Here is a 19,891-nt window from a genome sequence, read left to right on the forward strand (position 1 = left end):
GCGCGCGAAGCGCCGCTCACTCCAAGTGGCGTGCGCGGATCCGGCTTGGCCGGTCCGCTGCGCGAGCCCCCCCGGGGGGCAGGCCCCGGAGGGGCCGTGGGGGCCTACTTGACCCAGGTGTTGAGCTGAATGATCGGCAGCAACACCGACAGCACGATCAGCATCACGACGACGCCCATCGCGACGATCAGCAGCGGCTCGAGGATCGTGGCCACGGCCAGTGCGCGGCGTTGCACTTCGCCGCCGAGCTGGCGGGCGGCGCGGTCGAGCATCACCGGCAGCTTGCCGGTCTGCTCGCCCAGGCGGGCGAACATGGCCAGCAGGCCGGGGAAGCGCTTCTTGGCGGCCAGGGCCGAGGCCAGCGGTGCACCCTCGCGCACCTGCACCAGCGCGGCCATCGCGTCGGCGCGCATGGCCCGGTTGCCCAGCGTTTCGGCGGCGGCCTGCAAGGCCTTCAGGATCGGCACGCCGGCGCCGGCCAGCATCGCCAGGGTGCCGGCGAAGCGCGCTGCGTTGTAGCCGCGCGCCAGGCGGCCGACCAGCGGCAGCCGCAGCGTGGCGGCGTCGAAGCGCTCGCGGAAGGCCTCGTTGCGCAGCGAGAAGCTCAGCATGCCCACGCCCGCCACCAGCAGCACCACGACGATCCAGCCGTAGCTGCGTACGAAGGCGCTGATGGCCAGCATCGCGACCGTCAGGCCCGGCAGGGCGCGTTTGGTGCTGGTGAAGACGGAGGCGACCTGCGGCACCACGTAGGTGACGAGGAAGGTGACGATCACGATCGCGATCAGCGAGACGATCGCCGGGTACAGCATCGCGCCCAGCACCTTGGCCTTCAGCGCCTGGCGGTCTTCCAGGTCGTCGGCCAGTTTCTCCAGCACGCCGCCGAGTGCGCCGCTGGCCTCGCCGGCCGCGACGACGGCGCGGTAGACGTCGTCGAACTCGCGCGGGCTCGACGCCAGCGCGCGGGCGAACGAGCTGCCGGCGTTGACCTCGCTCTTCAGGTGGGCGACGAGCTCGCGCTGCTTCGGCTCTTCGGCTTCATCGGCCAGCGCCGTCAGCGCCCGCTCCAGCGGCAGGCCCGAGCCGACCAGGCCGGCGAGCTGGCGCGTCCACACCGTCAGCCCGCTGGCGCTGAAGGCGCGCCGGCCGAGGATGCGGCGGCCACCGCCGACACCGGCGTTCTTGCCGGCGTCCGACGCCACGCCGATCGGCGTGACCGACAACGGCACCAGGTCCTTCGCGCGCACCTGGGCGCGGGCGGTCTTGGCGTTGTCGGCCTCGACCATGCCGGTGGTCGTCTTGCCGCTGGCGTCGAGGGCTTCGAACTTGAAGGCGGGCATCGAGGTCTATCGGGCGGTCGGGGTCATTCGCGGGTCACGCGCAGCACTTCCTCTTGCGAGGTGACGCCGGCGTCGATCAGGCGCTGGCCGTCGTCGCGCATGGTGCGGAAACCGGCGGCTTCGGCCGCGACATAGAGCTGGCTCTCGGCGGCGCGGTTGTGGATCAGCGCGCGGAGCTTGTCGTCCACGACCATCAACTCGTAGACGCCGGTGCGGCCCCTGTAGCCGGTGTGGGCGCACTCGGGGCAACCGACCGGGTGCCAGCGGCCACGCTCGTCCTGCTTCTTGCAGACCGGGCAGAGCCGGCGCACCAGGCGTTGGGCCAGCACGCCCAGCAGGCTGGAGCTGAGCAGGAACGGCTCGACGCCCATGTCGGTCAGGCGGGTCACGGCGCTCAGCGCGTCGTTGGTGTGCAGCGTGGCCAGCACCAAGTGGCCGGTCAGCGAGGCCTGGATCGCGATCTGTGCGGTCTCGAAATCGCGGATTTCACCGATCATGATCACGTCCGGATCCTGGCGCAGGATCGCCCGCAGCGCGGCGGCGAAGGTCAGGTCGATCGCCGCGTTGACCTGCGTCTGGCCGATGCCGGGCAGCTCGTATTCGACCGGGTTCTCGACCGTCAGCACGTTGGTGGTGGCGGTGTCCAGGCGCGACATCGCCGCGTACAGCGTGGTCGTCTTGCCCGAGCCCGTCGGCCCGGTCACCAGCACGATGCCGTGCGGCTGCTGCACCTGCCGGTTGAAGGCGGTCAGCACGTCGCCGCTCATGCCCAGGCCCTCGAGGCTGAACTTGGCTTCGGTCTTGTCCAGCAGGCGCAGCACCGCGCGCTCGCCGTGGGCCGAGGGCAGGGTGGAGACCCGCACGTCGATCGCGCGGCCGCCGATGCGCAAGGAGATGCGGCCGTCCTGCGGCAGGCGCTTCTCGGCAATGTCGAGCTCGGCCATGATCTTCAGGCGCGAGATCAGCGCCGCGTGCAGCGCCTTGTTCGGCTGCACCACCTGGCGCAGCGTGCCGTCGACACGGAAGCGCACGCTCGAGCTGCGCTCGTAGGGCTCGATGTGGATGTCGCTCGCGCCGTCTTTCGCGGCCTGCGTCAGCAGCGCGTTGAGCATGCGGATGATCGGCGCGTCGTTGGCGGCTTCGAGCAGGTCTTCGACCGCCGGCAGCTCCTGCATCATGCGCGACAGGTCGACCGCGCTCTCGACCTCACCGACCACCGCCGCGGCGCTGGCCTCGCCGCCGGCGTAGGCCTCGGCCAGGCGCTTGTCCAGCGTTTCGGTGGCCTCGGATTCGAAGCGGTCGACCGCGTAGCGGCGCAGCACCTCGGTCAGGGCGCTGCGCGGGGTCGAGTCGGCCAGGCGCAGCACGAGCTGGCGGCCGTCGTCTTCCAGCAGCAGGGTGTTGGCCTTCGCGAAGGCGTAGGGCAGCGGGTGGCGTTGGCCCATGGGGTGCCTCTTTCCTGGCGGGCTTATTGACCGGGCGCGGGTGCGGGCACGGTGGTCGGCGCCGACGCCGGCGTCGGCGGCACGACGACCTGCTGGTCCGGCAGCTTGCCGGCCTTGCGCTCGGGCAGCACCAGGTTGCCATCCACCGGCACCAGCATCGTCGGGTCACGCTGGATGTTCGACTGCACTGCGCGGATCGCGTCGTAGCGGTCGACCATCATCTGCTCGGCCTGTTGCGGGGAGCGGATCACGACCGGGCGCAGGAACAGCATCAGGTTGCTCTTGGTGCGCTTGCGGCCCTCGTTGCGGAACAGGTTGCCGATGACCGGGATGTTGCCCAGCACCGGCACCGCGTTTTCGCTGTCGCCGTACTCGTCTTTCAGCAGGCCGCCCAGCACCATCATGCTGCCGTCGTCGACGACCACGGTGGTCTCGATCGAGCTCTTGTCGGTGATCTGCTGGCCGCCGGCGCGCAGCGAGCTGTTTTCCTGGAACACCGTCATGCGCACGGTGCCGCCTTCGCCGATCTGGCTCTTGATGCGCAGCGTGATGCCGACGTCCTTGCGTTCGATCGTCTGGAAGGGGTTGACCGCGCCGTTGCCGGTGCCGGTGTTGGTGAACGAGCCGGTGGTGAACGGCACGTTCGAGCCGATCACGATCTTGGCCTCTTCGTTGTCCAGCGCCACCAGGTTCGGCGTCGACAACACGTTGGCGCCGGTGTTGGTCTCGAGGAAGCGGGCCAGCGCGCCGAGCGTGTAGATGCCGGCGATCTTCTTGAAGACGCCGATGTTCAGGCCATTGCCGAGCAGCGAGCTCGGGCTGCCGGTGGTGGTGCCGGTGCTGGTCGAGCCGCCCGCGGCGCCCGACAGCGACAGGTCGACGATGTTGCCGACCGAGCCGAAGTTGGTGCCGGCCACGCCGACGATGTTGGCGTCGGTGCTGGAATTGCCGAGCAGGCTCTGCCACTGGAAGCCGAATTCGGCCGCCTTCTCGGCATCGACCTTGACGATCAGCGTCTCGACATAGACCTGCGCGCGGCGGGTGTCGAGCTGGTCGATCACCTGGCGCATCTGGCGGTACACCGGCTCGGGCGCCGAGATGATCAGCGAGTTGGTCGCCGGGTCGGCCTGGATCTGGCCACCGGTGGACGGGCTGGCGGAGGCGGCCACCGGCGTGGTCGCGGCTGCGCTCATGCCCGATGAGGTGCCGCCGGTGTTGACCGCCGGGCTGGCGGCGTTCGGGCTGGGGCGTGACACGCCGCCGCTGCCCGAGCTGAAGCTGCTGCCGGACGACCCGCTGGCGCCGCTGGTGGCGGCGGTGCCGCTGGCGATCGCGGCGCGCAGCACCTCGGCCAGCTTCACCGCGTCGGCGTTCTTCAGGTAGACGACCCAGATGTTGCCGGCCGGGCCGCCGCCCGGGATCGGCTTGTCGAGTTTCTCGATCAGCGACTTGACGGCGTTCATGCGCACCGGGTTGGCGGTGCGCACGATCAGCGCGTTGCTGCGCGGCTCGACGACGATCGAGGTCGCGGCGGCGGCGGTGTTGGCGCCGCCCGGCACGTTGATGCCGGCGCCGCCTTCGGTCAGTTTCTGCAGCAGCGGGGCCAGGTCGGCGGCCAGCGCGTGCTGCACCGGGATCACCTCGATCTCGGACGCCGCCGGTTGGTCCAGCGCGGCGATGATCTTGGCCAGGCGCTGCAGGTTGTCGGCGTAGTCGGTGATGATCAGCGTGCCGTTGGCCGGGTTCGCGTTGATCGTGTTGTTGGCGCTGATCAGCGGCCGCAGCACGGCCACCAGGTTGTTCGGGTTCTCGTGGTTGAGGCGGAAGATCTGCGTCAGGATCTGGTCGCCGCGCAGCGTGGGTGCGCCGATAGATACCGTGCCGGCCTGCAGCTTGGCCTCGGCCTCGGGCACGACCTTCAGCAGGCCGGCGTTCTCGACCACCGTGAAGCCCATGCCGCGCAGGGCGGCCAGGTAGCTGCGCCAGGCTTCTTGCGGCGGCTGCGCCTTTTCGCTGGTGACGGTGACCTGGCCCTTGACGCGCGGGTCGACGACGATCTGGCGGTCGAGCATCGCGCCGATCGCCTTCGAGACGGCCTCGATGTCGGCGTTGATGAAGTTCAGCGTCACCGGTGCCTTGGCCCGCGTCTTGGGCATCGGCGGGTCGTCCGCGTCGTTCGACTGGCCGTGGGCGATGGGCGTGACGGCCAGCAGGGCGGCCAGGGCCAGCGGGGCCCAGCGGCCGCGCAGCGCCGCGGCTTGGCGTGCGAGCGGGTTCTTCATGGGGTGGAGGCGGTGGTGCAAGGTCATGATCACCCGATCGAAATGACGGACGACGCGCCGTTGCGCCGCCCGATGATGTTCAGCAAGTTGTTCAGTGCCGGCTCGAAGCCGGGCGCGGCGCGCGCGTCGCCGTTGAATTTGAGGCCGCGCTCGCCGAATTGGCCGCTGCCGTTGAGCTGCAGCGCGCCTTCGAGCGTGCGCAGCGTGATCGACGGGCGCGCCGCCGCGCCGCTGGCGCCCTCGGCGCCGCCGCTCAGGCCGATGCGGTAGCTGCCCAGCGCGTCGAGCGTGGACAGGCGCGACGAGGCCTGCATCCAGTCCAGGTCGGCCTGGCCGCGGATCTGCCAGGCGCCGCCGCGCGATTCGAGCGTCAGCCCTTGTGCGGACAGGCGCAGCTGGCCCCCGGGGCGCAGCGTGTTCCACGGCGCGCCCAGGCCTTCGAGCCAGGCCGCGGGCCAGTGGCCGACGCCGTTGGCGCTCGGCTTGACCGTGATTGCCATCTTGTTCCAGCCCGGCCGCCATTCGAGCTCGAGGCCGGGCTCGATGCAGCAGCCTTGCGAGAGCTTCAGCCGCAGGCCGCCGAAGAAGGGCGACACCGACCAATCGAGCCGCGACGGCAGCACGGCGGCGTCCTTGCTGCCGGGGCCGCCGGTCAGCACCGGCAAGGCGCTGCCGCGCCAGATGCTGCCTTCGGCCTCGGCCAGCAGCAGCCGGCCGTTGCTGGCGCTGGCCACGCTGTCGGCCAGCCACGAGGCCGGCGCATAGGCGATGAACGCATACAGGCCACCCAGCACCGCCCCGGCGACCGCCCAGCGGCCCAGGTGCGGCGAATTGGCGGCAGCCTGCAGGCCGCTGCGCGCGCGCCGCATCCCCAACAGGATGCTGTCGTCGAAGGTGGACAGGCTCCAGCCGGTGCGGGTGGGGGACTTGGCCATGGCGTTCGTGGGGGCCGTGCCGCTCAGGGGTTGGCGGCCAGCATGACCACGACCTGGCCCGACAGGCCGCCATCGGCCCGGTTGACCTGCATGTCGACCGGCCGCGCGCGCGCGCCGCTGCGCACCTCGGCCAGCCAGGTGCGCAGGGCCTCGGGCGAGACGCCGTTGACGGTCAGCGTGGCGCGGTCGGCGAGCTGGCTCAGCTTGCCGCTGGCGCCGAGCCGGTCGGTGGCCGATTTGAGCGCCTCGGTGGCCTGGGCCGCGTTGACCGGCGGCTGGGCCTTCAGGTCACGCGCCTCGTTGGCCAGGCGCTGCATCTGCATCCAGTCGAGTTCGAGCGCGCGCTTTTGCGCCGGCACGGTCTTCCAGGTCGACCAGGCCGAAGACAGGCCCACGTACCACAGCAGCAGCAGGCCGATCGCCCCGGCGCCGATGCCGACCAGCGTGCGTTCGCGCGGCTGCATGCGCGCCCAGCGCAGGCGGAGTTCTTGTTGCATGTTCATCGAGGCTTCACCTGTCGACGTTGTCGTTCACGCCGGTGGGCGACTGCGTGGGCATGCGCTGTGGCTGCTCGGGCACGGGCGCGGCGGGGCGCGGCGGCATGCTGCCTTGCGGGCCCATCGGCACCCCTTGGGGCAGGCCCGGGCGCTGGCCCGGCACCGGTGGCGTCATCCGCGGCGGCGGGGTGGTCGCGCCGCCGGGGGTGGGGTTCGGCATGGTGGCGGCGGCTGCAGCGCCCGGGCCGGCGCGGGTGGGCGCCAGCGCGGGGTCGGGCCCGGCGTCGGTCAGCTTGGCCCGGGTCAGCGTCAAGCGGCCCGGCACCGATTCGGCGTCGTAACCCAGCGGGCGCAGGCGCGAGCGGAAGCCCTCGACCTCTTGCGGGCTCCAGCCGGCGCTGCTGATGCTGAGCCGGCCGGGTTCGAACTTCAGGCCATCGGCCGGTGCACGCGACGGCGGCCAGGCGGCCTCGGCGGCGTACATCAGCGGCTCGAGGTCGGCCTCGCCCGGCTTGCCCGCCGAGGCGCGCAGCAGGTCGATTTCCTTTTGCATCTGCGCCGGTGCGTCGACGATCGCGCGCACCTGCGGGAAGGTGGTCTGCAGCAACGCCGTCATCGCCGCCTTCTGCTTGGTGACGGCCTGGCGCTGCTGCCAGGCCCAGACGTTGGCGCCGACCAGGTTCAGCAGCAGCAGCACGGCCACGCCGTAGCGCGCCGGGCGCCAGGTGGGGGAGGTCCACAGCTGTTGCAGCAGCTCTTTCGCGGCGCGGCTGCCGCGGCGCTGCGGCACCAGGTCGAACTGGCGCAGGTTCCATTCGGTGCGCGAGGCGGCGAACAGGAACTCGCTGTTCGACAGCGCGGCCACGTTGCCGCCGGCCAGGCGCACCGCGTCGGCCGCGCATTCGGGTTCGGAGGTCCAGCGCACCGGCAGGTCGCCGCCGATGCGGGCGATGAAGGTGCGCGTGGCGTCGCTGGCGGCAGGCAGGCACAGCGGGCCCTGGCTGTCGCGCCAGGCCAGTTGGGTGCCGGGGTCGCTGCCATCGGCCAGCGGCTCGCCGCGAAAGAAGTGCCCGGCCGGCGCGTCGTCGGGCACCCAGCCCGGCACCACGCGGTCGACCGTCAGGCCATCGGCCTCCAGTGCATCGAGCTGGGTCTTCAGCCAGGTCTTGCTCAGCGCCGCGACCCAGACCGAGTCGCCGGCTTTCGCGTGCGGCGGCAGCGCCAGGTGCAGCTCGCTGTCGTCTTCGAGCAGCACGTCTTCGAGCACCCCGACCAGCGCCGGGCGCAGCTTGGCGGCCGGTGCCTTGGGCAGCGTGACACGGTGCCAACCGACGCCGTTAGGTGGCACCACCGCCACCACCGACTGGGCCTTGGGCAACTGCGCCGGCGCGGCGCGGCTGGCTTGCAGCCGCGGCCCGCTGTCGGCGCTGAACACGTAGTCGTATTCGGCCGGCGCGAACGCGGCGCCCGCCGCCCCCTGGGACGACAGCCGGGGCGGCACGGGCAAGGCAACGATCAGGGTCGACATGGATGCGTGTTCAGGACCGGTTCACACGATGCAGGGCCAAGGCCTCTGCGCACGGGAGCGCTATTGTGGCGTGGCGCGCAGGGCACCCCTTGGGGTCGCGATTGTCATTCATGGGGGAGCCTTTCCCGACGCAGCACGACGACCTCCTGGCCGCGCCGGGTGACCAGCGTCAGCTCGCGCAGCGAGAAGTTCTCGTAGCGCAGCTCGCCCAGGATCTCGAAATTGTTCGAGCTGATGCCCACATGGTTGGCCTCGCCCAGCCCTTCGGCCACCTTTGGCGGCAGCAAGGGCTTGATGTCGTCGAGGCTGCGCACGTCGATCGTCAGGCGCTTTTGGGCAAAGCGCTCGGCGCTGCCGCGGTCCAGCCCGTCCAGCACCGCGACCAGCACCTCGGGCGGGGCGGTCAGCAGGTTCACCGGAGTTTCGCCGGGCAGGATGATCACGTAGGGCGCCAGGCGCCGCACCGCGTCGGCATCGAGGCCGAACCAGGTCAGCTGCTGGACGCGCTGCGGCGGCAGCGGCGCGCCGGGCGACACGGCCTCTTCGTCGTCGAGCTGGTCTTCGGCCAGGTCGGCGCCCTTCATGCCATCGGCGATGCGGTTGGCGGTCTCGGGCGGCAGGCCGAGTGCCTCGCACAAGCGCCGCAGCTTGGCCAGCTCCTTGGCGGCGTCGGCGTCTTCGTCGGTGATCAGGCTGCGCAGGTTGTAGCGCGACTGCGCGTCGGTGATCTGGCCCGACAGGAAGGCCTCGAGGCCGGTGTCTTCGGTGTTGTTCTTGTCGGCGGCCAGGAAGTCCGACAGCTTCACGTCCTTCAGCGGCGTGTTCCACGGCTCGTTCAGCGTGTCGACATTCGGGTGCTCGCGGTCCTGGGCGTCGGTGCGCAGGATCAGCCGGGCCCAGTCGGTCGCGCCCTCGATCAGCCACGCCGCCTGGGACCGCGCCCGTTCGGCGGTCTCGACCTCGATGCCTTTCCATTGCTGCCAGACCATGCCGGCGGACAAGGTGGCCACCAGCGTGACGATCAGCATCGCCAGCAGCAGGGCCGCCCCGCGCTGGCCGGCCCGGGAGCGGCCCGGCGCCCGGTCAATCGCCAGAGTCTGCGGTGATCGCTGCCGGGTCATTGCGAAGGCCTCACCATCAGGTCACGCGTCATCAGCCCGGCGGGCAGCTTCAGCACCACCCGCACGCCGGAGGGCAGGGCCTCGTTCTCGCCGCCGATCTGCGGGGGCGGTTGCGGGCCGCCCGGAGGTGTTGGGGGCGTGGGCGGCGGCGACGGTGGCTGCTCGATGTCGCCGGTCGACTGGGCGTTGCTCCAGCTGTTGCCGCGGAAGAAATAGACCTGCTGGCTCTCGACCTGCTCCAGCATCTTCAGCGCGTCGCCCTGGATCGCCGACCACTGCTGGCTGCGGATCCACCATTCCTGCAGGTCCTGGATGCGGGTCACCGGCGGCGCAGCCCAGCGGTACCAGTTGCCGCCCTGCAGCGTCCAGACGACCAGCTGGATGCCGCCGGGCCCGCGACGGGTCAGGCGCAGCGAGGCGCCGTCGAACTTGAGGCCCGGCGCCGCATTGCTCTGCTGGACCTGCGTCAGGTCTTGCTCCCACTGCAGCAGCACGGTGCTCAGGCGCAAGGCCGCTTCGCCGCTGCGCTGGGCGCCTTCGCGGGCCCGCATCAGGCCGTCGATGCCTTGCCAGGCCATCGTAGTGAGGACCGCCATGATCACCAGCGCGACCATCACCTCGACCAGCGTGAAGCCGGCAACGCGCGCCCGCGACTGAACCAAGGTCCTGGCGCGGATCCGGCTTTGCCGGGCCGCTGCAAGCACCCCCTCGGGGGGCAGCGACTGGAAAAGAGCGTGGGGGTTCATCAATATCTGGGCAGGATCACCGACAGGTGCGTCAGCGACTGGCCGCGGCTGTCCTGCACATTGGTGTCGACCACGCGAAAGTTCGGGTTGAACGACTGCCGCACGACCATCGTCACGTTGAACGACTGCCCCAGCTCGACACACTCGAAGCTGCTGGTGCCGACGTCGGGGAACTGCTTGGCGAGCTTCATGCCGACCAGCCGGTTGTCGGCGCACCACTGCGCCAGCGTCACGTCGGACAGGCGCTGCGAGTTGTCGAGCAGCGTGCCGGCGGCGCGGCTGCCGGCGGCCAGCGCGATGGCGACGATCGCCACCGCGACCAGCACCTCGACCAGCGTGAAGCCGCGGACCAGGTTCTTCACGGCTGCTCTTCCGGCGCCACCACGACGAAGGGCCCCAGGCCATCGGTGGCCAGCACCAGTTGCCGATCTTCGATGCGCAGCACCACGCGCTGGGCGCCGATCACCGGCTCGGGGCCGAGCCTCAGCACCGGCGCGCCGATGATCTCGCCGCGGGTGCGTTCGTCCAGCCAATGGGTCGGGATGCCCGAGTCGGGCGGCAGGCCGGTGAAGGTGAAGCCGTTGCCGATCTCGCGCTTGGGCTGCCACAGCACCTCGGTGCCCTCGGCGCGGGCGCGCGCCCGGGCGCCCTCGAACAGCGCCGCCAGCCGGGCGCCTTCTTCTTCGAGCCGGTTCGCATCGGCATCGCGCAGCGCGAGGGTGGCCATGCCGACCGCGATGCCGATGATCATCACGACGACCAGCAGTTCGAGCAGGGTGAAGCCGCGCGCCCGCGCACGCTTCGGGGTGTGCCGCATCAAGAAGGCGGCCGTCTTATTGCCAGGAGCCGATGTCGGCGTTGGTCCCTTCGCCGCCCGGCTGGCCATCGGCGCCGTAGCTGAAGACATCAATGTCGCCCTTGACGCCCGGGTTGGCGTATTGGTAAGCATTGCCCCACGGGTCGTTGGGCAGCTTTTCGATGTAGACGCGCCAGTTCGGCGGGATGGTGCCGACCGACGGCTTCTGCACCAGCGCCATCAGGCCCTGCTCGGCGGTCGGGAAGCGGTTGTTGTCGAGCTTGTAAAGCTTCAGGGCCTGCATGATGTTGCCGACGTCGGCACGGGCCGCGGTGGCCTTCGCCTTCTCGGCGTTCTCGAGCACGCCCGGCACGATCAGCGCGCCGAGCACGCCGATGATCACGACCACGACCATGATTTCGATCAGCGTGAAGCCGGCCTGGGCGCCGCGGCGGGCGGAAGTAGCAATGCGGTGCGTGACGCTCATGATGGGGAGATGGCCTGCAAGGCCTTCTGTGCAATAAGTGGCATGAATCATAATCGTCGCATGGCATCGCGATTGTTAACACTGGCCGTCTGGGCGTTGGTCCTCGCCAGCGCCGTTTTCTGGGCGCTGAAGGTTTTTGCCTCGCGCACCGGCTTGCCGCCGCAAACCCAGATCCCGACGCCGTCGCTGGCGATGGGGGGCGAGTTGCGGCGCCTGCTCGGCACCTCCGTCAAGGCGGTGGACGACGACGAACCCGTCGCCACGAGCGACCGCTTCCACCTGATCGGTGTCGTCGCGCCGCGCGGCGCCGACCACTCGCCGCAGGGCGTGGCGCTGATCGCCGTGGGCGACGAGCCGCCCAAGGCCTGGCGCACCGGCAGCGTGGTCGATGGCGACACCGTGCTGCTGGCGGTCAACCAGCACTCGGTGCAACTGGGGCCGCGTGGCGGCCCGGCCACCACCGAGCTGACGCTGCCGGAGCCGACGCCCATTGCCGCGCCGCCGCACCAGGTGCTGAACCAGATGAACCGCCCGGTGCCGATGATGCCGGCCGGTGTGCCGGGGCAGCCCCAGATCCAGCACCAGCCGTCGGCGCAGCCGGTGCAGCGCAATGCGCCGCCGCAGCAGGAAGACGAAGACAGCGAAGAAGACTGATCGCCCCCCGACGGGCCGTCAGACCACCCCGAAAGCCCTCGCGCCGGCGTGCCCGAGGGCTTTTTCAATTTTTCTCACGGCGTGCACCGGTGTGGCGGCGGCGGCACCAAATCCCAGCCGAACGGCCCGTCGCGCAGCTGCAGGCCGCCTTGCGCCGCCTGGCCGGCGCAGGCCGACGGAGCCTCGGGCCACAGCCATTCGAGGCGCACCGCCGCTGCATCGGCGCGCCAGCTCTTGACGGCCCAGCTCAGGCCCGGCGCGGCCTCGAAGCGGTACTGCAGCGACCAGCGCGGCCCCGAGCGCTGGTACAGCGCCAGCGTGTTGCCGCTGGCGACGACGAAATGGCGGCCGCCCGGTGCCGGCGAGGGCAAGGCGTCCACCCGCAGCGGCGGCTGGCCGCTTTCGCCCACCAGCCAGTAGGCCGGCAACTGCGTCGGCGTGGCCGCGCGCACCACATGCAGCAAGATGCCGTCGAGCCGGCCGAGGTAGGTGTGGGCCAGCGGCGGCTGGTCGACGAAGCGGGCGGCCGGTTGCAGGCCGAACTGCAGCGTCAGCTGCGGCCCTTCGCGCTTGGCCGCGCCGGCGCTGTCGCGCAGCGCGTTGGCCTCGAGCTGGCCCAGGCAGGCCGCTTCGGCGCCGCAGTGCTGGATCGCGTCCAGCCCCACCGCGCCGGCCGCGAGCGGGGCGGCCACGAAAAAGGCGGCGAGCCCGTGCACGAGCGACGCCGCCTTCGATTTGCCGACAAGCTGCCTGCAGGCCCTCATGCCTGCATTGTGGTGCAGCCGGGCGGTTTACTTGATCTTCAGGAACACCGCGCTGATGGGGCCCTTGTTGCCTGAGGCGTCCACGCCACGCACATAGACGAAGTGCTTGCCCTTGGACATGCCGGTGGTCGACAGCGCCAGCGTGGCCTTCTCGGTCTTGGTGTTGAACGAGCCGTCGGCCGCGCTCATGTTCTGCGCCGACGCCCCCGGCATCCACGGCGGCGTGTCGATGAAGACCTCGGCGCCGGCGATGTTCTGCGTCGGCTCGGTGCCGTTGCTGTTGTTGTAGTGGGTGTCGTCGATCGTCGCGGTCACGGTCACCGGCGTGCCGGCCGGAATGCCGTTGGTGCTGAGCTTGACCTTCAGCGCGTCCGGCCCGGCCGGCGTGATGTAGGGCGTGCGCACCACCTTGGCGGCGTACATCAGCGTGTTCAGGTTGTCGGGCTTGATCGTGCTTTCGTAGCTGGTGCAGCTCTGGAAGAACGAGGTGCCCATCTCGATCGTGTAGGCGGGCACACCCAGCTCGCCGTAGCTGACCGCGTCCGACGTGCCGTCGGTCGCATACAGGCCGATCGACTGCTCGGGCAGGTAGTGGTTGAAGTAGGCGAACTTGCGGCCCAGCGTCTGCAGCGCGTTGCCGTTCGGGGCCGCCTTGGTGCGGAAGCCGTACGGCCACAGCACCAGCTCGCTGTAGCTGTGGATGTCGATGTGGATGCCGCTGGTGTCGGCCGGCGCGGCATCGTCATAGCCCGAGCCGCGGCGGTCCGGCCAGAGGTTGCGCACGTAGCTTTCGACGGTCTGGGTCTCGGGCTCCGAGCCGGCGGACGGGCCGCGGAAGGTCTCGGCGCAGGGGCTGCCGCTGGAGCCCTGGCCGTTGGTCACGTTCCAGCTGTAGCTGAAGTTGCGGTTCAGGTCGGCGCCACGGCTGTTGCTGTTCGGGCCGCAGTAGGCGGTGTTGGTGTTCTTGCGCCACAGCAGCCCGCCTTCGGCCTTCTTGCGGCCATCGGGGTTGGTCTGCAGCAGCAGGTGGACCTCGTGGTGGTCGAGGATCCAGGTCGCATCGGCGTTCTTGCCGTAGCCGGTCAGCAGCTGCTTGGCGAAGGCCAGCATCACCGGTGCGGTCACGTACTCGCGGGCGTGGATCGCCGAGTTGACGAACAGCTTGGGCTTGGGTTCGCCGTTCGGGCCGGTGGTGTCCTTGTTGGTCAGCTTCAGCACGCCCATGTCGTAGCCGCCCGAGCCCTGGGTCTTCTGCCAGCTGTCGCCGACGTCCGTCCAGGTGGCCAGCTTCGGGTAGGTGGTGGTGAAGCCCTGGGCGGCCGCGAAGGTTTCTTCGACCGTCTCGTAGCACGGGTAGTTCGGGATCGACTCGCCGCTTTCGAGGCGCTCGGTGGCCAGCTTGGCGCCCGAGGCGCCGAGGATGTTCGGGGCGCCGGCTGCGCGCAGGCGCCGGATCATCGAATCGTGCTTGGCGGTGAACTGCTCGTCCTTGACGACGCGGAACTTGAACGACTTCAGCTTGGCGATGTCTTCGTCGTCGAGCTGCAGCACCAGGTAGCCGGCCTTCCAGTTCGATTCGAGCAGTTGCTCGTGGAAGGTGATCGCGGCCTTGCGGCCGGTGGCCGCGTCGGGGAAGTAGGCCCGGTAGAAGTTGCTGACGCTTTGTTCCTGCTGCAGCAACTGGTCCATCTCGACGGCGTCATGCGCGCTGATGGTCTGCTGTGCAGCGGCGCTCGTGGCCAGGCTGGCAGTCGCGAAGGCCACCGACAGGGCGGTGGCAAGGGGGAGTCGCTTCACGGGGGTCTCCTGAGGCTTTGTGAACGGCTGGCACCGGTATGGCGCCGCCGCCTGAACGATTGTGTGGGGCACCCCCCAGCGCCGCCACCCGGGCCCCCTTCGGTTCTAGGGGGTCGAATTGTTCAACTTTCGTCACCGCCGGCGCCGCGGCGGGCGGCCTGGCCCACGCGGCGCCGTCGCGCGGGCCAGCCCAGGCCGGGCCCGGCCCGGCTTCTTCGTCACTGGATCTTCAGGAACACGGCGCTGACCGCGCCCTGGTTGCCGGCGGCGTCCTTGCCGCGCACATAGACCAGGTGCTTGCCCTTGCTCAGGCCCGTGGTCGACAGCGTGGCGCTGGCCAGCTCGGTCTTGGTGTCGAAGGCACCGTCCTTCGGCCCCAGCACCAGCGGGGTGGCGCCCGGCATCCACGGCGGCACGTCGAGGTAGGCCTCGGCGCCGGCGATGTTCTGCGTCGGCTCGGTGCCCTTGCTGTTGTTGTAGCGGGTGTCGGTGACGGTGGCCGTCAGCGTCACCGGCGTGCCGGCGGGCACGCCGTTGGTGCTGAGCTTCAGCTTGGTCACGTCCGGGCCGGCGGGGGTCAGGTAGGGCGTGCGCAGCACCTTGGCCATGTACATCAGCGCAGCCAGGTTCTTCGGCTTGATCGTGTTCTCGTAGCTGGTGCAGCTCTGGAAGAACGAGGTGCCGATCTCGAAGGTCATCCCCGCCACACCCAGCTCGCCGTAGCTGACGTCGTCCGAGGTGCCGTCGGTCGGGTACAGGCCGATCGACTGCTCGGGCGTGTAGCCGTTGAAGTAGGCGAGCTTGCGGCCCAGCGTCTGCATCGCCACGCCGTTCGGCGCGACCTGCTTCACATGGCCCCACGGCCACAGCACCAGCTCGCTGTAGCTGTGCACGTCGAGGTGGATGCCGCTGGTCTCGGCCGGGGCGGCGTCACCCTGGTTCGGGCCGCGGCGGTCGGCCCAGATGCTGCGGGCGTACGCCTCCACCGCCTGGGTCTCGGGCTCGGAGTGCGCGGACGGGCCACGGTAGGTCTCGTCGCACGCATTGCCGCTGGAGCCCTGGCCGTGCGTGATGTTCCAGGTGTAGCTGAAGTTGCGGTTCAGGTCGGCCCCGCGGCTGTTGCTGTTGGCGCCGCAGTAGTTCTTGTTGGTGTTCTTGCGCCACATCAGGCCGCCCTCGGCCTTCTTGCGGCCGTCGGGGTTGGTCTGCAGCATCAGGTGGACCTCGTGGTGGTCGAGGATCCAGGTCGAGTCGGCGTCCTTGCCGTAGCCGGTCAGCAGTTGCTTGGCAAAGGCCAGCACCAGCGGCGCGGTGGCGTACTCGCGGGCATGCATGCCGGCATTGATGAACAGCTTGGGCTTGGCTTCGCCGTTCGGGCCGGTGGTGTCCTTGTTGGTCAGCTTCAGCACGGCCATGTCGTAGCCGCCGGTGCCTTGCGTCTTCTCCCAGCTCTCGCCCACGGGTGTCCAGGTGGCGAGCTTGGGGTAGGTGGTGGTGAAGCCCTTGGCTGCGGCGAAGGTTTCCTCCACCGTTTCGTAGCAGGGGTAGTTCGGGATCGACTCGCCGCTCTCCAGGCGCTGCGTGGCCAGCTGCGCACCCGAGGCGCCGAACATGTTGGGCGCGCCGGCGGCACGCAGCCGCTTGACCATCGCCTCGTGCTTGGCGGTGAAGGCTTCGTCCTTGACGACGCGGAACTTGAAGGCCTTCAGCTTCGCGATGTCTTCGTCGTTGAGCTGCAGCACCAGGTAGCCGCCCTTCCAGTTCGACTCCATCAACTGCTCGTGGAAGGTGACGGCGGCCTTGTGGCCGGTCTCGGTGTCGGGGAAGTAGGCGCGGTAGAAGTTGTCGACGCGTTGCTCTTGTTCCAGCAGCTGGTCTATCTCAGCGGCGTCGTGCGCGCTGGTGACCTGTTGGGCGGGGGCGCTGGTGGCCAGGCTGGCGGCGGCGAATGCGACCGCCAGGGCGGCGGCGAGAGGAAGTCGCTTCACAGGGTCTCCTTGACGTTTGTGGACGACGAACGCCGGTATGGCGTTGCATCGAGCGGGCGATTGTGTGGCGCCCCCCTGCCGCCCGCCACCCGGCCCTCGTCAACATTCGTCAAGCGTTGAAGTGCCCCTTGTGCTGCTCGCGCAGAAGATTCTTTTGCACTTTTCCCATCGTGTTACGCGGCAGCTCACTGACCACGAACACCTGCTTGGGCACCTTGAAGCCGGCGATGCGGTTCTTCAACGCGGCGATCAGCGCGGCGCCGTCGATGCGGGCACCCGCGCGCGGCACCACGACCGCCAGCACGCCCTCGCCGAAGTCCGGGTGCGGCACGCCGATCACCGCGCTCTCCTGCACGCCGGGCAGCTCGTTCAGGAAACCCTCGACCTCGGCGGGGTAGACGTTGTAGCCGCCGGTGATGATCAGGTCCTTGCTGCGGCCGACGATGGTCACGTAGCCGTCGGCATCGATCTTGCCCACATCGCCCGTCTTGAACCAGCCGTCGGCGGTGAACTCTTCTCTCGTCTTCTCGGGCATGCGCCAGTAACCGGCGAACACGTTCGGCCCCTTGACCTCGATGCCGCCGACCTCGCCGGCCGGCAGCGCCTGGCCCTGGTCGCCGCGCACCCGCAGACCCACGCCGGGCAGCGGGAAACCGACCGTGCCGCCGCGGCGCTCGCCGTCCTCAGCGCGGTAGGGGTTCGAGGTCAGCATCACCGTCTCGCTCATGCCGTAGCGCTCGAGAATCGTGTGGCCGGTGCGCGTGCGCCAGTCGTTGAATGTCTCGATCAACAACGGCGCCGAGCCACTGATGAACAGCCGCATGTGCCGGCAGGCGGCCTGCGTCAGCCCGGCCTCGCCGAGCAGGCGCACGTACAGCGTGGGCACACCCATGAACACGGTGGCCTCGGGCAGGCGTGCCAGCACCGCCTTGGGGTCGAACTTGCTGAACCACAGCATCTTGCTGCCGTTCAGCAGCGCCCCGTGCGAGGCGACGAACAGGCCGTGCACATGGAAGATCGGCAGCGCGTGGATCAGCACGTCGCCCCCTTCCTTGACATTTCGCCAGCCCCAGTAGTCCTTCAGCGTCTGCGCGTTCGACAGCAGGTTGCCGTGCGTCAGCATCGCGCCCTTGCTGCGGCCGGTGGTGCCGCTGGTGTAGAGGATCGCGGCCAGGTCGTCGGCGCTCTTGGTGGCCGGGGTGTGCTGGTCGGCGTGGAACGCGGCGCGGTCGAGCAAGGTGCCGGTGCGGTCGTCGTTCAGCGTGAAGACATGGGTGGTGCCGGCCTTGAAGGCGAGCCGGCTGATCCAGGTGAAGTGCTTGCCCGAGCAGACGACGACGGCCGGCTCGGCGTTGCCGATGAAGTATTCGATCTCGGCCGCCTGGTAGGCCGTGTTCAGCGGCAGGAACACATGGCCGGCGCGCAGCACGGCCAGGTACAGCAGCAGCGCCTCGACGCTTTTCTCGACCTGCACCGCGATGCGGCTGGCCGGCGGCAGTGCCAGCGAGTCCAGCAGGTTGGCGATGCGTGCGCTGGCGTGGTCGAGGTCGCGCCAGGTGTAGACGTGGGTGGTGTCGGGGCCGTCGGCCGGCTCGATCGCGCAGGTGTCGAGGTCGGCCGGAAAGGCTTGGCGCAGGGCGGCAAAGAGGTTCATGGGCGGGGCTCGTCGGGGTCGGGCGCGGTGTCGGGTGCGGCGTGGGGCGCATCAGCACTGCCGAAGCGCGCGGGGCGTTTCTCGTTGAAGGCGGCCAGGCCTTCGCGGTGCTCGGCCGAAGGGGCGTAAGCGTAATGCGGCGCACGTTCGTCGGGGCTGCTGCCGTGCGGGCGGCCCATGGGGCTGAACTGGCGCAGCGCACGCTTGTTCAGGCGCAGGGCCTGCGGCGACAGGGCCGCCATCGCCTCGGCGCTGCGCCGTGCTTCGGCCGCCACCTGGGCATCGGCCACCACGCGGGTCACCAGGCCACGCTGGCGCGCTTCGTCGGCGCTGAGCACGCGGGCTTCGAGCAGCAGCTCGCGCAGGGTCGTCTCGCCGATCACGCGCGCCACGATCTCGATCTCCAGCGGTGCCATCGGAAAGCCGAGCTTGGCGATCGGCACGCCGAAGCGGCTCGATGCACCGCACAGGCGGATGTCGCAGCAGGCCGCGATCTCCAGCCCGCCGCCGACGCAGGCGCCCTCGATCTGCGCGACCAGCGGCCGCTCGCAGTCGAGCAGCGCATGGAGCGCCGGGGCCACCACCTCTTCGTGGTAGTGCGCCAGCGTGTCGGCGTCGAAGCGGAAGTCGGGGAACTCTTCGATGTCGGCCCCGGCGACGAAGCTGCCGCCATCGCCTTGCACGATCACGACCCGCGGGCCTTGGCCGGGCGGCAGGGCATTCAGCGCTTCGACCTGCGCACGCAGGTCGCGCCACATCTGCACCGACAACGCATTCAGCTTGCCGGGGTGCGAGAACTGCAGGCGCGCAATGCCTTGCGCATCTGCCGGGTGCAGGACGACGTGGCCGGCCATCAGTCGAGCTTGGCGCCAGAAGACTTGACGACCTCGGCCCAGCGCCTGGTCTCGCTGGCGACGAACTTGCCGAAGTCGTCACCCCACAGGCTCGGCACGTTGGCGCCCAGCCCGTTCCAGGCCGACTTGATCTCGTCGGTTGCGAAGGCCTTCTTCATCTCGGCCTGCATCGCGCTGATGATCTCCTTCGGCGTGCCCTTGGGCGCCCACAGGCCATACCAGGTCGCGACCTGGTAGGTCGGCACGCCGCCTTCGGCACTGGTCGGCACGTCGGGGAAGCCGGGGGCGCGCTTGTCCGAGGCCACGGCCAGCGCCTTGATGCGGCCGCTCTTGATGTGGGTGGCGCTGGAGCCCAGGCCGTCGAACATCAGGTCGACCTGCCCGGCCACCAGGTCCTGCAAGGCCGGGCCGGCGCCGCGGTAGGGGATGTGGGTGATGAAGGTCTTGGTCTGCAGCTTGAACAGCTCGCCGGCCAGGTGGTGCGAGGTGCCGTTGCCGGCCGAGCCGTAGTTCAGCTTGCCGGGGTTGGCGCGCACGAATTCGAGCAGGCCCTTCAGGTCGCTGACCGGCACGCGCTGCGGGTTGACGACGATGACCTGCGGCACGCTGGAGATCAGGCCCACCGGCACGAAATCGGTGTCCAGGTGGTAGTCGAGCTTGGGGTACATCGACGGCGCGATGGCATGGTGCACCGCGCCCATGAAGAAGGTGTAGCCGTCGGGAGTGGCTTTCGAGGCCACGGTGGCGCCCACGGTGCCGCCGGCGCCGCCCTTGTTGTCGATGATGAACTGCTTGCCCGTCTGCTTGGTGAGCATCGCCATCAACGGGCGCGCGAAGGCATCGGTGCCGCCGCCGGCGGGGAAGGGCACGACGATGGTCACCGGCTTGCCGGGCCAGCCGCTGGCCTGCGCCATCGCCAGCGGTGAAACCAGGGTCGACGCGGCGGCCGTCAGTGCGAGCAGCGCCAGGCGGCGGGGGTGATGAGTCGTCATCGTTTGTCTCC

At 69.9% G+C, this 19,891-nt stretch carries 18 protein-coding genes; 1 reads left to right on the forward strand and 17 read right to left on the reverse strand.

Annotated elements, in window-relative coordinates; genetic code table 11:
• Positions 1-104 precede the first annotated feature (104 nt).
• The 11 genes from gspF to gspG form a co-directional block, all read right to left on the reverse strand.
• Positions 105-1,340, reverse strand: a complete 1,236-nt coding sequence (gene gspF, locus ACE3SG_RS25715; protein WP_374569097.1) for a type II secretion system inner membrane protein GspF — start codon at positions 1,338-1,340, stop codon at positions 105-107.
• Positions 1,341-1,363: 23 nt separating this feature from the next.
• Positions 1,364-2,785, reverse strand: coding sequence for a type II secretion system ATPase GspE (gene gspE, locus ACE3SG_RS25720; RefSeq protein WP_374569098.1), 1,422 nt, complete (start codon positions 2,783-2,785; stop codon positions 1,364-1,366).
• Between the two features lie 23 nt (positions 2,786-2,808).
• Positions 2,809-5,067 carry a type II secretion system secretin GspD gene (gene gspD, locus ACE3SG_RS25725; RefSeq protein ID WP_374569099.1) on the reverse strand — a complete coding sequence of 753 codons (2,259 nt, stop codon included), beginning with the start codon at positions 5,065-5,067 and terminating at the stop codon, positions 2,809-2,811.
• A gap of 29 nt (positions 5,068-5,096) precedes the next feature.
• Positions 5,097-6,002: a type II secretion system protein N gene (gspN, locus tag ACE3SG_RS25730; RefSeq protein ID WP_374569100.1), complete on the reverse strand. Its 906-nt coding sequence runs from the start codon at positions 6,000-6,002 to the stop codon at positions 5,097-5,099.
• Between the two features lie 23 nt (positions 6,003-6,025).
• Positions 6,026-6,499: a type II secretion system protein GspM gene (gene gspM / locus ACE3SG_RS25735; protein ID WP_374569101.1), complete on the reverse strand. Its 474-nt coding sequence runs from the start codon at positions 6,497-6,499 to the stop codon at positions 6,026-6,028.
• Positions 6,500-6,512: 13 nt separating this feature from the next.
• Positions 6,513-8,027, reverse strand: a complete 1,515-nt coding sequence (gene gspL, locus ACE3SG_RS25740; RefSeq protein WP_374569102.1) for a type II secretion system protein GspL — start codon at positions 8,025-8,027, stop codon at positions 6,513-6,515.
• Positions 8,028-8,131: 104 nt separating this feature from the next.
• Positions 8,132-9,148 carry a type II secretion system minor pseudopilin GspK gene (gene gspK / locus ACE3SG_RS25745; RefSeq protein ID WP_374569103.1) on the reverse strand — a complete coding sequence of 339 codons (1,017 nt, stop codon included), beginning with the start codon at positions 9,146-9,148 and terminating at the stop codon, positions 8,132-8,134.
• Positions 9,145-9,894 (reverse strand): type II secretion system protein J, encoded by a 750-nt coding sequence (locus tag ACE3SG_RS25750; protein ID WP_374569104.1) that lies wholly within the window; start codon positions 9,892-9,894, stop codon positions 9,145-9,147. The genes gspK and ACE3SG_RS25750 overlap by 4 nt, the downstream gene beginning before the upstream one ends.
• Positions 9,894-10,256 (reverse strand): type II secretion system minor pseudopilin GspI, encoded by a 363-nt coding sequence (gene gspI, locus ACE3SG_RS25755; protein ID WP_374569105.1) that lies wholly within the window; start codon positions 10,254-10,256, stop codon positions 9,894-9,896. Before gspI ends, ACE3SG_RS25750 begins: the two co-directional genes overlap by 1 nt.
• Positions 10,253-10,711, reverse strand: a complete 459-nt coding sequence (locus tag ACE3SG_RS25760) for a Tfp pilus assembly protein FimT/FimU (protein WP_374569106.1) — start codon at positions 10,709-10,711, stop codon at positions 10,253-10,255. The genes gspI and ACE3SG_RS25760 overlap by 4 nt, the downstream gene beginning before the upstream one ends.
• Before the next feature lie 16 nt (positions 10,712-10,727).
• Positions 10,728-11,177: a type II secretion system major pseudopilin GspG gene (gspG, locus tag ACE3SG_RS25765; protein WP_374569107.1), complete on the reverse strand. Its 450-nt coding sequence runs from the start codon at positions 11,175-11,177 to the stop codon at positions 10,728-10,730.
• Positions 11,178-11,237: 60 nt separating this feature from the next.
• On the opposite strand from gspG, the gene ACE3SG_RS25770 reads away from it, so the two are divergent.
• Positions 11,238-11,831, forward strand: coding sequence for a hypothetical protein (locus tag ACE3SG_RS25770; protein WP_374569108.1), 594 nt, complete (start codon positions 11,238-11,240; stop codon positions 11,829-11,831).
• A 74-nt stretch (positions 11,832-11,905) separates the two neighbouring features.
• Here the strand turns inward: ACE3SG_RS25770 and ACE3SG_RS25775 are convergent, their stop codons facing one another.
• The 6 genes from ACE3SG_RS25775 to ACE3SG_RS25800 form a co-directional block, all read right to left on the reverse strand.
• Positions 11,906-12,547 carry a hypothetical protein gene (locus tag ACE3SG_RS25775; RefSeq protein ID WP_374569109.1) on the reverse strand — a complete coding sequence of 214 codons (642 nt, stop codon included), beginning with the start codon at positions 12,545-12,547 and terminating at the stop codon, positions 11,906-11,908.
• A 75-nt stretch (positions 12,548-12,622) separates the two neighbouring features.
• Positions 12,623-14,392, reverse strand: a complete 1,770-nt coding sequence (locus ACE3SG_RS25780) for a M14 family metallopeptidase (RefSeq protein WP_374569110.1) — start codon at positions 14,390-14,392, stop codon at positions 12,623-12,625.
• A gap of 218 nt (positions 14,393-14,610) precedes the next feature.
• Positions 14,611-16,380 (reverse strand): M14 family metallopeptidase, encoded by a 1,770-nt coding sequence (locus ACE3SG_RS25785; RefSeq protein ID WP_374569111.1) that lies wholly within the window; start codon positions 16,378-16,380, stop codon positions 14,611-14,613.
• A gap of 109 nt (positions 16,381-16,489) precedes the next feature.
• On the reverse strand, positions 16,490-18,034 hold the full coding sequence (locus tag ACE3SG_RS25790; RefSeq protein ID WP_374569112.1) for a malonyl-CoA synthase: 1,545 nt from the start codon (positions 18,032-18,034) through the stop codon (positions 16,490-16,492).
• On the reverse strand, positions 18,031-18,888 hold the full coding sequence (locus tag ACE3SG_RS25795; protein ID WP_374569113.1) for an enoyl-CoA hydratase/isomerase family protein: 858 nt from the start codon (positions 18,886-18,888) through the stop codon (positions 18,031-18,033). Before ACE3SG_RS25795 ends, ACE3SG_RS25790 begins: the two co-directional genes overlap by 4 nt.
• Positions 18,888-19,880: a Bug family tripartite tricarboxylate transporter substrate binding protein gene (locus ACE3SG_RS25800; RefSeq protein ID WP_374569114.1), complete on the reverse strand. Its 993-nt coding sequence runs from the start codon at positions 19,878-19,880 to the stop codon at positions 18,888-18,890. The genes ACE3SG_RS25795 and ACE3SG_RS25800 overlap by 1 nt, the downstream gene beginning before the upstream one ends.
• Positions 19,881-19,891 lie beyond the last annotated feature (11 nt).

The organism is Ideonella sp., from assembly GCF_041914305.1.
Lineage (GTDB): Bacteria > Pseudomonadota > Gammaproteobacteria > Burkholderiales > Burkholderiaceae_C > Ideonella.

Bases quoted from the DNA above. Each gene is read 5' to 3' on its own strand.
- gspF (WP_374569097.1), bottom strand. From the start codon at position 1,340: ATGCCCGCCTTCAAGTTCGAAGCCCTCGACGCCAGCGGCAAGACGACC.
- gspE (WP_374569098.1), bottom strand. From the start codon at position 2,785: ATGGGCCAACGCCACCCGCTGCCCTACGCCTTCGCGAAGGCCAACACC.
- gspD (WP_374569099.1), bottom strand. From the start codon at position 5,067: ATGAAGAACCCGCTCGCACGCCAAGCCGCGGCGCTGCGCGGCCGCTGG.
- gspN (WP_374569100.1), bottom strand. From the start codon at position 6,002: ATGGCCAAGTCCCCCACCCGCACCGGCTGGAGCCTGTCCACCTTCGAC.
- gspM (WP_374569101.1), bottom strand. From the start codon at position 6,499: ATGCAACAAGAACTCCGCCTGCGCTGGGCGCGCATGCAGCCGCGCGAA.
- gspL (WP_374569102.1), bottom strand. From the start codon at position 8,027: ATGTCGACCCTGATCGTTGCCTTGCCCGTGCCGCCCCGGCTGTCGTCC.
- gspK (WP_374569103.1), bottom strand. From the start codon at position 9,148: ATGACCCGGCAGCGATCACCGCAGACTCTGGCGATTGACCGGGCGCCG.
- ACE3SG_RS25750 (WP_374569104.1), bottom strand. From the start codon at position 9,894: ATGAACCCCCACGCTCTTTTCCAGTCGCTGCCCCCCGAGGGGGTGCTT.
- ACE3SG_RS25760 (WP_374569106.1), bottom strand. From the start codon at position 10,711: ATGCGGCACACCCCGAAGCGTGCGCGGGCGCGCGGCTTCACCCTGCTC.
- gspG (WP_374569107.1), bottom strand. From the start codon at position 11,177: ATGAGCGTCACGCACCGCATTGCTACTTCCGCCCGCCGCGGCGCCCAG.
- ACE3SG_RS25770 (WP_374569108.1), top strand. From the start codon at position 11,238: ATGGCATCGCGATTGTTAACACTGGCCGTCTGGGCGTTGGTCCTCGCC.
- ACE3SG_RS25790 (WP_374569112.1), bottom strand. From the start codon at position 18,034: ATGAACCTCTTTGCCGCCCTGCGCCAAGCCTTTCCGGCCGACCTCGAC.
- ACE3SG_RS25795 (WP_374569113.1), bottom strand. From the start codon at position 18,888: ATGGCCGGCCACGTCGTCCTGCACCCGGCAGATGCGCAAGGCATTGCG.
- ACE3SG_RS25800 (WP_374569114.1), bottom strand. From the start codon at position 19,880: ATGACGACTCATCACCCCCGCCGCCTGGCGCTGCTCGCACTGACGGCC.